Source organism: Paenibacillus sp. 11B (assembly GCF_030487755.1).
GTDB lineage: Bacteria > Bacillota > Bacilli > Paenibacillales > Paenibacillaceae > Paenibacillus > Paenibacillus vandeheii.
The window spans coordinates 1,901,642-1,915,942 of record NZ_JAUKNS010000001.1 but is presented as its reverse complement, the minus strand read 5'-3'; the positions used below and the strand labels follow the sequence as shown (position 1 = coordinate 1,915,942).

The following is a 14,301-nucleotide window of genomic DNA, read 5'->3' as shown; positions in this document are numbered from 1 at the left end:
TTTTATCTTATTACCGCTTGCGGACGTGGCTCAGCGGTAGAGCATCGCCTTGCCAAGGCGAGGGTCGCGGGTTCGATTCCCGTCGTCCGCTCCATATTATTTGCGCCCTTAGCTCAGCTGGATAGAGCGTTTGACTACGAATCAAAAGGCCGGGAGTTCGAATCTCTCAGGGCGCGCCATTATAACTTAATACGCCGGCGTGGCGGAATGGCAGACGCGCTCGACTCAAAATCGAGTGGGAAACCGTGGAGGTTCGAGTCCTCTCGCCGGTATAGATAACGGGATGTAGCTCAGCTTGGTAGAGCACCTGGTTTGGGACCAGGGGGTCGCATGTTCAAATCGTGTCATCCCGATCTCAAAAAAGACAGACTATCTTTTCATAGATAGTCTGTCTTTTTATTTATATTTTGAAGTATGCTGAGCAATAACAACCTCTTCACTCATGTAAACCTTTAATAAGGGAATAACTATAGCTTTTATCTTGTTTGTGCTCAAGTGCAGCGCATTACTGATGCCTTAGGTTGATTTTGCATAAACCCCAAGTCTTTCGGTCACAATAGGTTTAAAAAGTGATAGAAGGGGTTCATGTGAACACGTTTAACTTCAAAAAACAATTCAAGAGACGCTGGCGTCGGTGGAAACGAACAGTATGGATGACTGCAGCGTTGGCTGCTGTAGCTATATTGGCTTACAGTGGTTTGACGATTTCTTCTGCGATCGAGCGTTTACTAACGACCAATTTCAGTGAGGCAGTATCCGTAATGGGACCTGCTACGAATGAACAAAGGTCTGAGCAAGAAATTGAGACTTTGATGGAACAACTCGGGTCTGATCCGGACCGTTTAACGAGTGTTGTGCTGGAGACGCAATATATATGTGGGGTAGAGACGGAACAATTGGGAAAGATGGCTGTTCCTCAATGGAAGATGCTGCTCGTTCAACATCCGGATTGGGATGCTCAGGTTGAGTCAGCAGCAGTGTTACGAGTTAAGCAACATGTGGACGATCTTTCTCCACTATGTAAAGAGCAGGCGTATATTAGTATAGATGCTGTGGGCAATCTCAACCTTTATGAGGGGCGACCAGCAGAAGAGAAAATCATCCGTACTTTTTTTCAAATGGACGTAAGAACGTTGGAGACTTCATTGCCGGAAGGTGTATTGGAGCAGTTGCAGCAGGGTATTCGTATTCAGGACAAGGATGAGTATGATAGTGTGATTTCGACGTTCAGCGATTATGCGGTGGATGAAGCCAATAAAGAAATCCGCAATGGCGGATAAATAAATAGGCTGATCTGCATTGAACACATTTGTTTACATTGGATAGAGGAGAAGTACCTGCTCGAAGGACATCACAGCTTATACAACATACGAAGTGAAACGAAGGACATCGAAAGATGTCCTTTTTGTCGTTCCATGACCGAAACACCTGAATATAGGAAATAACGATTGTAGGTTGTTCACGAAATTCAGGCGAGTGTAAGGAAGGACAAAGTTTTTCCTGCCGCAGGGTCTATCTTTTGTTATAATGAAATGAACGATACATATGTTCGCTTTTGTAAGGGAGAGATGGATTTGCGTTTTTTGGGAATTGACCCGGGGATTGCGATTGTCGGTTTTGGTTTTGTGGATAAAATCGGCAGTAAGGTAACCCCTGTACAATATGGCTGTATTCAGACTGAAGCTCATACCCCTGAAGAAGAACGGCTGCTTCATGTATATGAGGGCATGGTACAGCTGATTGATAAATATAAACCGGACGCGGTAGCGCTGGAGAAACTTTTTTTCAATCGTAACGTTACAACAGCGATGTCTGTCAGTCAGGCGAGAGGTGTCATGGTACTGGCTGCTGCCCAGAAGGGACTGCCTATTGCCGAATATACGCCGATGCAGATTAAGCAGGCGATTGTTGGATACGGAAAAGCGGAGAAGCGGCAAGTGCAGGAGATGGTCAAAATGTTTTTGCGTTTACAGGCGATTCCGAAGCCGGATGACGTAGCGGATGCTTTGGCTGTAGCCGTGTGCCATGCACACTCATATACATTAAATTCCAAGTTGAATGAGGTATTGCGAAAATGATTGATTTTCTAAGAGGACAGTTTATACATCTGGAGAACGAATATATTGTGCTTGATGTGCACGGAGTCGGATATCGTGTGTTCTGCCCGAACCCTTTTGCATTTGCGAAGCAAGAGGGCGAAATTATAGTGTATACCCATCACCATGTACGTGAAGATGCGATATTGCTGTTTGGTTTTGCTACTCGGGAGGAACAGAAGTTATTTCGCAAGCTGATCGAGGTATCAGGTATTGGCCCCAAAGTTGCACTGGGTATACTTGCTGGCGGTACGCCGGATCATGTCGTGACGGCCATTTATCAAGAGAATCTGACGTTCCTGACCAAACTTCCGGGAATTGGTAAGAAAACAGCGCAGCGTATGATACTGGACCTCAAGGACAAATTGGATGGTTTTGGTGCTGCTACGTATGCAACAGGTTTGTTTGCTCCTCCTTCAGAAGAAGCAGGAAGCGGCTCTGCCTGGGATGAGGCTCGTGAAGGTCTCAAGGCGCTGGGTTATACCGACAGTGAGCTCGATAAAGTATGGCTCAAACTGAAGAAAGATGTTACTTCGGCTGATTCTGTTGATGTGTTAATGAAACGGGCACTGCAAATGCTGTTTACAGGATAATTAATTTTGCCTCTATAATAGAGCAGTAAGCCGCATAAAAAAGGTAGGGATGAACATGGATGACCGGATTATTTCCGCGAACCTGATGATGGAAGATCAAGCTGTGGAGCTCAGCCTTCGTCCCCGGTATCTGAATGAATATATCGGGCAGAACCAGGCTAAGGAAAATTTGAAAATATACATTGAAGCCGCCAAAATGCGTAATGAGGCGCTCGATCATGTGTTGTTATATGGCCCGCCTGGACTTGGGAAAACAACACTTGCGAATATCATTGCCAACGAATTGGGTGTTAACTTGCGTACGACATCAGGACCAGCAATTGAACGCCCAGGCGATCTGGCTGCGTTGCTGACTAACCTGCAAGAAGGGGATGTCCTGTTTATTGACGAGATTCATCGCCTTCATCGTACGGTAGAAGAAGTTATGTATCCCGCGATGGAAGACTTTGCGTTGGATATTATGATCGGAAAAGGCCCAAGTGCCCGCTCTGTACGTCTTGATCTGCCATCATTTACACTGATTGGTGCTACAACCCGCGCAGGCTTGCTGTCTGCGCCTCTCAGAGACCGGTTTGGTGTTATTAGTCGGCTGGAATTCTACACGGTGGACGAGCTGGCTTACATCGTCTCACGAGCCTCCGAGATTCTAGGGGTGGAGATTGTTGGTAATGCCGCTGAGGAGATCGCATTGCGCTCCCGTGGGACGCCAAGGATTGCCAATCGTCTGCTAAAAAGAGTACGTGACTTTGCTCAGGTACGGGGTGATGGTATCATCACACAGACTCTGGCGGAAGAAGCACTGCAACGTCTTCAGATTGATCCGCGCGGTCTGGACGAGATCGATCACAAGATGCTCAAATCAATGATTAACAGTTTCCGTGGAGGCCCGGTGGGTCTGGATACGATTGCCGCTACGATCGGTGAAGAGAGTCAAACCATAGAGGATGTTTACGAGCCCTATCTGCTGCAGATTGGCATGCTTCAACGTACACCGAGGGGCAGAATTGTAACGGACCAGGCCTATCATCATCTGGGTTTGCCTGTTCCACCGAGAGATGCCAAATAAATTGTGATTATATATCAAAGAGATTCATTTCAAAATACTACTTGGGACAAACATGGAGAGGAGACTGATCGTGGGGAAAGCAATGCAAACAAAGAAGTGGAGTCGGCGTTTGAAGGTTCTGGCCGCAGCTCTGTTGACGGTAGGGTGTCTGCAAGTGCCTGTGTATGCCGCTGAAAGTGATGGACAGATGATCCGGGTAGCCATGTTTGCTAACCTGGGGAGTACGTATAAATCGACTACACCATTGATTACGCTTGAGTCGAGTGGAAAATGGAATATTAGTTCCGAAAGCGGAGCAAGCATAACCCTTCCGGCAGGACAAATCCGTTTCAGTGCGGATGGATTCCGCGTCAAAGTATTGGAAACAGGGGATTTCAAAACGGCAGCAGCAGCTGCGAAATTGTTGCAGGCCACCAGCGATAAACCGTTGTTGTTTACAACGTCTCTGAATGGTAAAGCAACCTATCAGCTCTACACCGGTAACTATGCTACAGAAGCGTTGGCCGGACAAGCGGTAGCACGCGTGCAAAAGGTGGCCGCAGCCCAACTGGGGGGACAAAAACCAGCGGTGACGGGCAGCAAGCGTCTATCGGCTGGAGTCTACAGTTCACTTCAAGAGGCAGAAACAGCGCAAGCGTCCTTTTTATCGGCAGGAGTTAGTGCCTATACGGTGCTTCAACTGGATGGAGGAAGTCAAGGGTATACCGTATGGGTTGGTGAAGCCTCAACAGATGCTGAGCTGGCAACATTCAAAAAGAGTGTGGAAGCCAGTGTTCCAGGAGTATCCCTATCTCCGATAAACAGTAATAGTGCTGCACTTATCATCCGTCAGGATGCCGGGTTAAGTACGGATACACTTAAAACAGCACCGCACTACACCATTGCTGGAAGTGAAGCCAAGGCGTTAGTTCAAGGAGACGGCAGTGGAATCAAAGTGGTGGAACGTTCAGGGCGGACATATCGCGGTAACATGGAAATTAGCATTGTAAGTGGCGATTTGGCTTTGGTTAATGTCGTTCCACTGGAGCAATATTTATACTCCGTCGTTGGTGCAGAAGTTTATTCATCCTGGCCAGCAGAAGCACTGAAAGTACAGGCTGTCGCTGCACGTTCTTATGCACTTCAACAAGGGGACCGTTTCAAAATTGCCAATGTCGTGGATACCACGCTCAGTCAGGCATACAACGGAATGGGCTCAGAGAATGATAAGGTCTCCAGCGCGGTTGATGCCACCTCTGGAGAAGTTATCAAGAGCGGTGGTAAGATTGTGGAAGCTGTATTCTCTTCCAACGCAGGGGGACAGACTGCTGACCCATCCGAGGTATGGAACGGAGGCGGGGGTGTGTTCAGTAACGTGGACAGCCCGGGAGACACATCGGCTCAAGCTGGATTACAAACATGGTATCATGTGCTGTTGAGTACAGGAGTCAGCGGCTATATTCGTGAAGATAATGCAAAAGAATTAACGACCAAAACGGATGCGGGTTTAGCCAAAGTGACGGTTACTGCCCAAAATACCAATGTGCGTCCCATTCCGTTAATTCAATCCAATGTTGAACCGGTAGCGAAAATAAATCCAGGCAATGAGGTTGTTGTTCTGGCCAAAGTGCCGCAATCCAATGATTATGCTTGGGTAAGAGGACCATTCACGTCAGCTCAATTGGTTAAATCCTTGCAAGGTAAAACGACTTCTACTGTTCCATCTTCGATTTCAACGCTGGAAGTGACCAAGCGTGGGCCATCAGGAAGAGCACTTGAAGTCACTGCGAATGGCCAGCCTATGTCGGTAAAATATGCAGATACATACCGCTCAGCTTTAGGTGGATTACCGAGTACTTTATTTGATATTGCAGGGACCGGAAGTTATACTGTATTAGGCGCTGACGGCAAAACAGCAAGCAAAACCGGCTCACAGGATGCTGCTGTACTATCTGCCTCAGGCACAGGAACTTCATCCAGTAATGCTCTTGTGGTTATGAGTGGTGATGGTCAAGCCCGAGCTGTAACTCAGGGCCAAAGCTTCATGTTTATCGGTCAGGGCAACGGGCACGGATTGGGCTTGTCCCAATGGGGTGCCAAAGGCATGGCAGATGAAGGGTATGATTACCAAGCAATATTGAAACACTATTATCAAAATGCGACTATTGTTAAGGAATGAATAGAATATGAATGTGAACTTATATGATTTTGAATTGCCGGAGAAATTGATTGCACAGACGCCGCTGCTTGACCGCACGGCGTCCCGGTTGCTTACCTTAAACAAGGAAAGCGGTGAGGTTAACCATCACACGTTTCCTGATATTATCGACTTCCTTCAGCCTGGAGATACGCTGGTGTTGAATGATACACGAGTTCTTCCAGCCCGTTTGTTCGGAACCAAAGAAGATACGGGGGCAAAGGCGGAAGTGCTCCTGCTCAAAAACGTGGAGGGCGACCGTTGGGAAGCTCTGGTTAAACCAGGTAAGAAGCTGAAAACCGGCTCGGTCATCGTTTTTAGCGACGAGCTCAGAGCTGTTATTGATGAAGAAGGCGAGATGGGAGCGCGATTGCTTACGTTCTCCTATGATGGAATCTTTCAGGAGATTCTGGATCGTCTGGGTGAAATGCCGCTGCCTCCTTATATTAGAGAGACACTGGATGACCGCGAAAGATATCAAACGGTATATGCGAAGCATGAAGGATCGGCTGCTGCGCCGACAGCAGGATTACATTTTACGGATGAACTGCTGAACCGGATACGGGATAAAGGCGTTAATATAGCTTTCATCACGCTTCACGTGGGACTCGGAACATTCCGGCCTATGTCGGTTGATAATGTTGAAGAGCATGTCATGCATGAGGAATACTATTCCTTGTCTCAAGAGACGGCGGATCTGATTAATGAAACGAAAAAACGTGGCAACCGTATATTTGCTGTAGGAACGACAAGTTGTCGAACACTTGAAACGGTGGGGAGCAAATTTGAAGACGGGCAGCTGCAAGAGAGCAGCGGCTGGACCAAAATCTTTATCTACCCGGGATATACGTTCAAGGTGATTGACGGGATGCTTACGAATTTCCATCTTCCCAAATCCACATTGGTCATGCTGGTCAGTGCGCTTGCGGGCAGAGAACAAATCATGCATGCATATGAGGAAGCAATTAAAGAACAATACCGTTTCTTTAGCTTTGGCGATGCCATGTTGATTTATTAAGTTGTGAAGGTATTACGATTAATTTTTAGAGGATGATTAAAACCAATGGCAGCAATTACGTATGAACATATCAAAACCTGTAAACAATCCGGAGCCCGTTTGGGACGTGTACATACACCTCACGGTATTATTGAGACACCAACCTTCATGCCTGTAGGAACACAGGCGACGGTGAAGACGATGAGTCCCGAAGAGCTGAAAGAGATGGATGCTCAAATCATTTTGAGTAACACCTATCATCTGTTTCTGAGACCTGGGCATGAAATTATACGTCAGGCAGGCGGACTGCACAAATTTATGAACTGGGATCGTCCGATTTTGACTGACAGTGGCGGGTTCCAAGTGTTTTCTCTGAGTGAGATGCGCAAAATTACGGAGGAAGGCGTTAACTTCCGCTCCCATCTCAATGGGGACAAAAAGTTTCTTTCGCCTGAAGTGGCAATGGAAATTCAGAATGCACTGGGCTCCGATATTATGATGGCATTTGATGAATGCCCGCCGTATCCGGCAGAGTATGAATATGTAAAAAAATCACTTGAAAGAACGAGTCGCTGGGCAGAACGTTGTCTGGAAAGTCATGCTCGTCCAAATGATCAAGGGCTGTTTGCTATCGTACAGGGAGGCATGCATGAAGATCTTCGCCGCCAGAGCGCGGCAGATTTGACTTCCATGGATTTCCCGGGGTATGCTATTGGTGGACTGAGTGTTGGAGAACCGAAACATTTGATGTATGGTGTGTTGGACTACACCGTTCCTTTGTTGCCGTCCAATAAACCACGCTATCTAATGGGTGTTGGTTCACCCGATGCATTGATTGAGGGATCGATTCGCGGAGTGGACATGTTCGATTGTGTTCTGCCTACTCGAATTGCCCGTAACGGAACTACAATGACCAGCCAAGGACGTCTGGTAGTTCGTAATGCCAAGTTTGCAACTGATTTTGGGCCACTAGACCCTGAATGTGATTGCTACACTTGCCGTAACTATTCCAGAGCTTATCTGCGTCATTTAATCAAAGCGGATGAAACGTTTGGCTTGCGTTTGACGACCATCCACAATCTTCATTTCTTGCAGAATTTGATGCGCAATGTGCGTAAAGCCATAATGGAAGATCGTTTGCTTGATTTCCGGGATGAATTTTTCGATCAATATGGTCTTCATGACAATGACAGAGGTTTCTGATCAGGGGTTTTTGCGGAGCCGAAGTAACAAGTTTTACTTGTAAGTATAGTCGATAAGGGGGAGTTTGAATGTTTCAGGGTATGAATTTAGCGGGAACTCAAGCAGGCGGTGGAATTGTATCTCTGATAGTACCTTTGGTACTTATGGTTGCGATTTTTTACTTCTTGATGATTCGTCCACAGAACAAAAAACAAAAGCAACGTAATTCCATGTTAGGTCAATTGAAAAAAGGCGATAAAATTGTTACCATCGGTGGTCTTCACGGAACGATCGCTGAAATCACGGATGATGTGGTTGTACTGCGTGTAAACGATGTAACTAAACTGACTTTCGATCGTAATGCGATCAGCAGTGCAGTTGCCCGCGATACGGCTGAATAAATCCTAGATGTTAAAAAGCCTGTAAGGCTATGAGTACGTTTGCAGCGTATTCTTCATTGTCAGAGAACTGGATCTCCTTGGAGACCCGGTTCTCTTTTTCTTTTTTAAGTAACCGTTATAGCCCGATCTTCTATGATCTTCGTGTGTTGACTCCAAATATTCCTCCTAGTGCAGAAATCAGGAAGGCACTTGCAAGCTGCAGACTGTCTTTCCAATTAAACGAGGCGTCGAGTGCCAGAAATCCGATCATCAATACAATTAGTCCGTAAACGATTCCGGTAATCCCTCCGTGGTACCAGCCTCGCTCACCCGACCTCTTGCCAGATACAAATCCTCCCACCAACAAGGACAAGCCATGTACAACGTACGTATACAGGGAAAGATCTTGTTCCCGCATTCCGGTCATCCAGAGAAAGAAGGATAGAATCAATGCACCTAACATCATCCACACAAAAGCATGACAGAGGCCCGAAAGAATCGGGTTAGACATTCGAAATGAAACCATTCGGCGAATCAACTGCATGAAGCAACCCCCTTGTACAAGTTTGAAATTAATACAGTGTATGGTCAAGCCCTCCGACTTATGAACTGAATTTTCCATTAAATGAACGCTTTATATTTGCATGAGCATGTAAGCTTCAGGCCAAAATAGGGATTACGCTTCAGGTACCTGTATAAAATTCAGATCCGAAGGAGGAACCCTGTTGTGAATTTCTCAGATGTCGGAGCACATATCTTTCGAACCATACTAATGTACTTTATTGTCTATGGGTCTATTCGGATAATGGGTAAACGTGAAATCGGGAAGCTGTCAATGTTTGATCTGGTCGTATCCATCATGCTTGCAGAGATTGCGGCATTTGTCATCGAAGATACCAATAAGCCGTTATCCCACGGAATAGTACCGATGCTGACCGTACTGGTAGTGCAGATTGCCATGGCTTTTCTCAGTCTCAAAAGCCGCAAGCTTCGATTGATGATCGATGGGAAGCCAACCGTGTTAATTTACAAAGGTAAATTACATCGAGATGAGATGCGCAAGCAGCGTTACAACCTGGATGACCTGCTGTTGCAGCTTCGGGAACAAAATATAGACAGTATTGGTGAAGTGGAATTTGCCATATTGGAGACCACAGGCAAGCTAACTGTTTTTCCAAAAGGTCAGAGCTCTTCAAACGGAAACAGTGGCTCTTCAGGCTCTGGTTCGACAGGCTCTAATTCCAAACAAAAAGGGCGAAATAACAAAATAGAAGGCCTTGAAAATATCAAATATGAAGGGCTGCCATTGCCATTAATCATGGATGGAAAAGTTCAGGACCAGAACCTCGAACTGATCGAGAAAACCAGATTTTGGCTTAAAAATCAAATTCAGCACAAAGGTATTATGGACTTTAAAGACGTGTTTATCTGTTCCATTGATCATAACGGGAAAATTTACGTGAGTTCCAAAGATGATAAAGATAAATGAACTCTAAGAACGGCGTTTAAACCAGGAACCGATAATGGGAGCACGGGAAAGATCGTGAAAGTCAATCATTTTGGTCCAGCCCATAACCATGAAATAAACGATCAGACCAACAAAAGGCGCGAGAAGCATTCTGAGCCAGAACGGAAGCAGGGTCGCAGTCTGTTCGTAAATCACCAGAGTAGCGCCGCCCATGATGAGCATACCAGCACCTGTTTTGACCCAATCCATCATCTTGAAACGGAACTGTAACAGGCTGCGCACACTTCTTGCATGTAAAAGAGTAACGACTGTTGAATTGACACAAATGGCAATCACTGCACCAAAAATACCGTATTCCGGCCGGGAGGCGAGTACCAAAATCAACGTGATTTTGATGACAGCACCAATAAACGTATTGAGCAGTGCCTTCCCCGGACGATCAAGTGCCTGAAGAGCGGCTTGAAGAGGAGCTTGAATGTAGATAAACAAAGCAAAAGGAGCCATGAGCTTAAGCATGCTTCCAATCGATGCATCATTATACAGGACAAGACACATCGGTTCGGCAAGCACATACATAAACACAGAAAATGGAGCACCTGTTACAAGCGCTAGCCGCAAAGCCTGATGCATTCGTTTATGAATGAGCGCACGGTCACCTTGAGCCGAGGCTTCAGACAATGAAGGAACAAGTGACGTGGCTAACGAGGATGTTAATGCTCCCGGCAGTAGAAGTAGCGGTATAATCATGCCTTGTAATGCTCCATACTGGGCCGTTGCAAGCCCTTTGGAGATACCTGCAATAGCCAGACTCTGTGCGGTTACAATCGTCTCAGCGAGATAGGATAGGGAACCAACTAACCGTCCGGCAGTTACGGGGACGGAAATCGCGAGTAAACGACGGAGAAGTCCAGGCTCTGATCCGGTTGAGTTTTTTAAAAGAGCAGGTTTGGGTTTGATTGGAGTTTCGAGTATCGGTTGATGTTGCTCGAGATATTTCTTCTGTCTGGCATAGTTCCACAATAATACGAGCATACCGACGAATTCGCCAACAAGGGCTCCCAGCATGGCTCCTGCTGCTGCTTGGGCAATTCCTTTGGGCAAAAGGAGCCAGGAGAACCAGATCACACAGATAATGCGAATGACCGTTTCAACGATCGATGAAACAGCCGTAGGCATCATGTTTTGCTTTCCCTGGAAATAACCTCTGTAGACTGCAGATACGGCGATAATGGCAATCATAGGGCTCATGCTGACAAACGTGTGATAGACCCTCTCATCGGTCAGAACATACCGGGTGACCCATGGAGCGAAAATAATACACAAAAACATAAACACAACACCAAGGGTCAGTGTGAAGCTCAGGCTGATTTGCAGAATCCGTTGGGGTGAATAACGGTTGGCACCTGTATCGGCTTCGGCTACGAGCTTGGCTACCGCCAATGGAATACCACCAGTGATCAATGTGACGAGTACGATGAAAAAGGGATAGCTCAGTTGGTAGATGCCAACACCTTCTGCACCGATGATCCGTGGCAGCACAATGCGCGGGATGAAACCGAGAATCCGATTAATAATGCCTGCGGCGAGCAGGATCATGGCTCCCTGGATAAATGTCTGTTTCTTCAAGACTACCCCTCTTTCCCGGTTGGAGTGCAGGTTTTCATAAACGGGACAAATCCCTCGTTCTTCATCCTATGCCAGTCCAATATCTTCTCATGACAACTTGGACACGATTAACAAAAAGATCCATCAACAGCAAGAAGGAATATGATCGGGTAAAGTCGAATGATGTAATATTGATGCCGCATAAAGGCTTGGATGTATGAAGGGAGGCTCCCCGTTGGAGGAAATGAATGATGTGGAGTTGGAACAGTCTATAGAGATGCTCTGCCGCAGCAAAGCAGAGGAATTAAGGCTTGTCGGGTACGAATATGTCACCAGCAAAGATGTCTGGAATTGCATCAGTCATAAATATGAAAAGCAGGGCATTCCACCGCTTCACCAACTGGTGAACGACATATTGTCACTGAAAGCAACAAGCTTTATGAACTTTATGACCGTGTCTGCATACCGGGGGTCCTCTTTCTAAACGAAAGGGATCTTTTTTGTTGGAAATTGACTGCTTTTTACGGCATCGCTATAATAGGAATATTGAGAACGAAAGGGGATCTAGGAACGGCATGAAAAGAATCGTCAGTTTCATTTTGGTCGTGCTTGTGACCGCAGGAGTAATGTTGGGCACAAGTCCAGGGCTGCTCAAAAATATACGCTTGGGCCTTGATTTAAAGGGAGGCTACGAGATCTTATATGAAGCAGAGCCGCTGGAAAAAGGACAAGAAGTCACCAAAGCATCTTTGGTGCAAACAGCAAAAAGTTTGGAGAGCCGTGCCAATGCGCTCGGAACAAGCGAGCCGGAAGTAACAACTGAAGGAACAAACCGGATCCGCTTGAAGCTGGCCGGGGTTACCGACGAGGCTGAGGTCAGAGCCAAAATGAAAGAACCCGCTGTTCTGACATTCCGGAGTAAAGCTCCGAACGACAAAGAAGGCGAGTACTCCAAAATTGAGCTTCGCGGTAATGAGTTTGTCGAAAATGCGGCTAAGGTTGTCTTCACTCAATTAAATGAGCCGATGATCGACATTAAAGTAAAAGATAAAGCCAAATTTTCTGAAATCACAAAACGTTTGATCAATCAACCTTTAGCAATCTATCTGGATGATCAATTGCTTTCAGCACCAGAAGTTAGACAACAATTGACTGATGGGTCTGCTCAAATCTCAGGTTCGTATACTCGTGAAGAAGCGAACCAGCTACGTGATACCATTAACCTGGGTGCATTGCCTTTGAAACTTACGGAGAAGTACTCCCAAAGCGTAGGCGCAACTCTTGGTAAATTGTCACTCGATCAGACGATTAAAGCAGGATTAATCGGTTCCGTGATTATTCTGGTGTTCATGATTGGTCTGTACCGTATTCCGGGGATTATTGCGAGCTTTGCCTTAATCACACACACGTGGCTGGTACTTGCAATCTTCTACTTGGGAGAATTTGTACTTACCCTTCCAGGGATCGCGGCATTTATCCTGGGTATAGGTATGGCCGTGGATGCCAACATCATCACGTATGAGCGGATCAAGGAAGAGATGCGGAGTGGTAAGTCCATATTGTCATCGGTTAGAGCTGGTGGTAAGAGTTCATTCCGTACCATCATTGACTCCAACATCACGACGATCATTGCGGCTTCAGTGATGTTCATCATGGGTACAGGTGCGGTTAAAGGTTTCGCATTGGTACTGATTTTTGACATCGTAACCAGTATTATCACGAATATTTTCTTCTCCCGCTTCCTGTTGACCCTGCTTGTGCGGGCTAACGTGTTGAAGAAGCCTAAGTACTTCGGAGTGAAGGAGAGTGAAATTCGTGCGCTTTAATTGGAATTTTGATTATGTTAAAGGCAGTAAAATTGCCTATACCTTTTCCATTATTTTAACGATTGCAGGTATTATCAGTATTCTGGCCCTGGGATTGAATTATGCGGTAGATTTCCGCTCAGGTTCAAATGTAGATATTACGGTATCCAAAGCGATCACTACGGAACAAATTAAACCCATTGTTAGTGATCTTGGCGTTGACACAAAGGATGTTCATATTACAACAGGTGCTGACCGGGTTAACGTTCGTTTCTCGAACGTGCTGGATGAGAATCAGGAAAGCAAGTTTAAGCAAGAGTTCACCAAGCTGGATTCAACCGCTTCGTATGAAGTCAACACGGTTGACCCGGAGATGGCTAAAGAACTGGAACGCAATGCCATATATGCGGTTCTCATCGCAAGTATCGGGATTATGATCTATGTAGCTATCCGGTTCGAATGGCGATTTGGTGTGGCTGCTGTTGTTTCGCTCTTCCATGATGCATTTGTAGTTATCAGCGTATTTTCGATCTTCCGACTGGAAGTGAATCTGACCTTCATTACGGCTGTACTAACCATTGTCGGGTTCTCGATCAATGATACAATCGTTATCTTTGACCGAATTCGCGAGAATATGCGTTTTGCTAAAAAGACTACAAAAGCCGATTTGCGTGAAGTAGTCAACCGCAGTTTGTCGCAAACGATGACACGTTCCTTGAATACCACATTCACCGTGTTTATCGCTTCGCTCTGCTTGTTTATTTTTGGTGGAGAATCCATTCGCATGTTCTCACTTGCTATGGTCATCGGAACATTGTTCGGTGCGTATTCTTCAATCTTCATCGCCGCTCCATTGTGGCTGGCGCTCAAAGGTAAACAAACAGAGAAACCTAAAGCAGCTGTCAAAGCATCCAACTAAACATTGTATTGTCA

14 protein-coding genes and 4 tRNA genes are annotated in these 14,301 nt (G+C 46.1%); 16 read left to right on the top strand and 2 right to left on the bottom strand.

Translation table 11 applies throughout. The features are described 5' to 3' along the window. Positions 1-19: 19 nt before the first annotated feature. The 12 genes from Q0V21_RS08530 to yajC all read left to right on the top strand — a co-directional run bounded on the left by Q0V21_RS08530 (position 20) and on the right by yajC (position 8,511). Positions 20-94: transfer RNA gene (locus Q0V21_RS08530), tRNA-Gly, on the top strand. An 8-nt stretch (positions 95-102) separates the two neighbouring features. Continuing rightward, a tRNA-Arg gene (locus Q0V21_RS08525) sits at positions 103-179 on the top strand. A gap of 14 nt (positions 180-193) precedes the next feature. Continuing rightward, positions 194-272: transfer RNA gene (locus tag Q0V21_RS08520), tRNA-Leu, on the top strand. A 7-nt stretch (positions 273-279) separates the two neighbouring features. Then, positions 280-353 (top strand) — tRNA-Pro (locus tag Q0V21_RS08515). Between the two features lie 234 nt (positions 354-587). Further along, the gene (locus tag Q0V21_RS08510) at positions 588-1,280 is read left to right on the top strand and encodes a BofC C-terminal domain-containing protein (RefSeq protein WP_301878371.1); all 693 of its coding nucleotides are present in this window, start codon (positions 588-590) and stop codon (positions 1,278-1,280) included. Positions 1,281-1,574: 294 nt separating this feature from the next. Continuing rightward, a complete protein-coding gene (gene ruvC / locus Q0V21_RS08505; protein ID WP_024633031.1) occupies positions 1,575-2,078 on the top strand; it encodes a crossover junction endodeoxyribonuclease RuvC in 504 nt (167 codons plus the stop codon). Further along, positions 2,075-2,689 (top strand): Holliday junction branch migration protein RuvA, encoded by a 615-nt coding sequence (ruvA, locus tag Q0V21_RS08500; RefSeq protein WP_079350721.1) that lies wholly within the window; start codon positions 2,075-2,077, stop codon positions 2,687-2,689. The genes ruvC and ruvA overlap by 4 nt, the downstream gene beginning before the upstream one ends. Before the next feature lie 55 nt (positions 2,690-2,744). Further along, on the top strand, positions 2,745-3,755 hold the full coding sequence (gene ruvB, locus Q0V21_RS08495; RefSeq protein ID WP_024633033.1) for a Holliday junction branch migration DNA helicase RuvB: 1,011 nt from the start codon (positions 2,745-2,747) through the stop codon (positions 3,753-3,755). An 82-nt stretch (positions 3,756-3,837) separates the two neighbouring features. After that, positions 3,838-5,913, top strand: coding sequence for a SpoIID/LytB domain-containing protein (locus Q0V21_RS08490; RefSeq protein WP_483312367.1), 2,076 nt, complete (start codon positions 3,838-3,840; stop codon positions 5,911-5,913). 7 nt (positions 5,914-5,920) lie between these two features. Then, complete coding sequence (gene queA / locus Q0V21_RS08485; protein WP_301878369.1) at positions 5,921-6,949, top strand: tRNA preQ1(34) S-adenosylmethionine ribosyltransferase-isomerase QueA; 1,029 nt, start codon at positions 5,921-5,923, stop codon at positions 6,947-6,949. A gap of 45 nt (positions 6,950-6,994) precedes the next feature. Continuing rightward, complete coding sequence (tgt, locus tag Q0V21_RS08480; RefSeq protein ID WP_094939106.1) at positions 6,995-8,131, top strand: tRNA guanosine(34) transglycosylase Tgt; 1,137 nt, start codon at positions 6,995-6,997, stop codon at positions 8,129-8,131. 68 nt (positions 8,132-8,199) lie between these two features. Beyond that, a complete protein-coding gene (gene yajC / locus Q0V21_RS08475; protein WP_301878368.1) occupies positions 8,200-8,511 on the top strand; it encodes a preprotein translocase subunit YajC in 312 nt (103 codons plus the stop codon). A gap of 130 nt (positions 8,512-8,641) precedes the next feature. Here the strand turns inward: yajC and Q0V21_RS08470 are convergent, their stop codons facing one another. Beyond that, positions 8,642-9,034, bottom strand: a complete 393-nt coding sequence (locus tag Q0V21_RS08470; protein ID WP_301249186.1) for a TIGR04086 family membrane protein — start codon at positions 9,032-9,034, stop codon at positions 8,642-8,644. Positions 9,035-9,262: 228 nt separating this feature from the next. On the opposite strand from Q0V21_RS08470, the gene Q0V21_RS08465 reads away from it, so the two are divergent. After that, entirely contained in the window at positions 9,263-9,979 is a 717-nt protein-coding gene (locus Q0V21_RS08465) for a YetF domain-containing protein (RefSeq protein ID WP_079350742.1), read from the top strand. A 3-nt stretch (positions 9,980-9,982) separates the two neighbouring features. Here the strand turns inward: Q0V21_RS08465 and spoVB are convergent, their stop codons facing one another. After that, entirely contained in the window at positions 9,983-11,584 is a 1,602-nt protein-coding gene (gene spoVB / locus Q0V21_RS08460; RefSeq protein WP_301878367.1) for a stage V sporulation protein B, read from the bottom strand. Between the two features lie 223 nt (positions 11,585-11,807). On the opposite strand from spoVB, the gene Q0V21_RS08455 reads away from it, so the two are divergent. The 3 genes from Q0V21_RS08455 (at position 11,808) to secF (ending at position 14,287) form a co-directional block, all read left to right on the top strand. Continuing rightward, positions 11,808-12,047: a post-transcriptional regulator gene (locus Q0V21_RS08455; protein ID WP_175383441.1), complete on the top strand. Its 240-nt coding sequence runs from the start codon at positions 11,808-11,810 to the stop codon at positions 12,045-12,047. Positions 12,048-12,138: 91 nt separating this feature from the next. Further along, positions 12,139-13,389, top strand: a complete 1,251-nt coding sequence (secD, locus tag Q0V21_RS08450; RefSeq protein WP_024633042.1) for a protein translocase subunit SecD — start codon at positions 12,139-12,141, stop codon at positions 13,387-13,389. Next, positions 13,379-14,287 (top strand): protein translocase subunit SecF, encoded by a 909-nt coding sequence (gene secF, locus Q0V21_RS08445; protein ID WP_301878366.1) that lies wholly within the window; start codon positions 13,379-13,381, stop codon positions 14,285-14,287. The genes secD and secF overlap by 11 nt, the downstream gene beginning before the upstream one ends. Positions 14,288-14,301 lie beyond the last annotated feature (14 nt).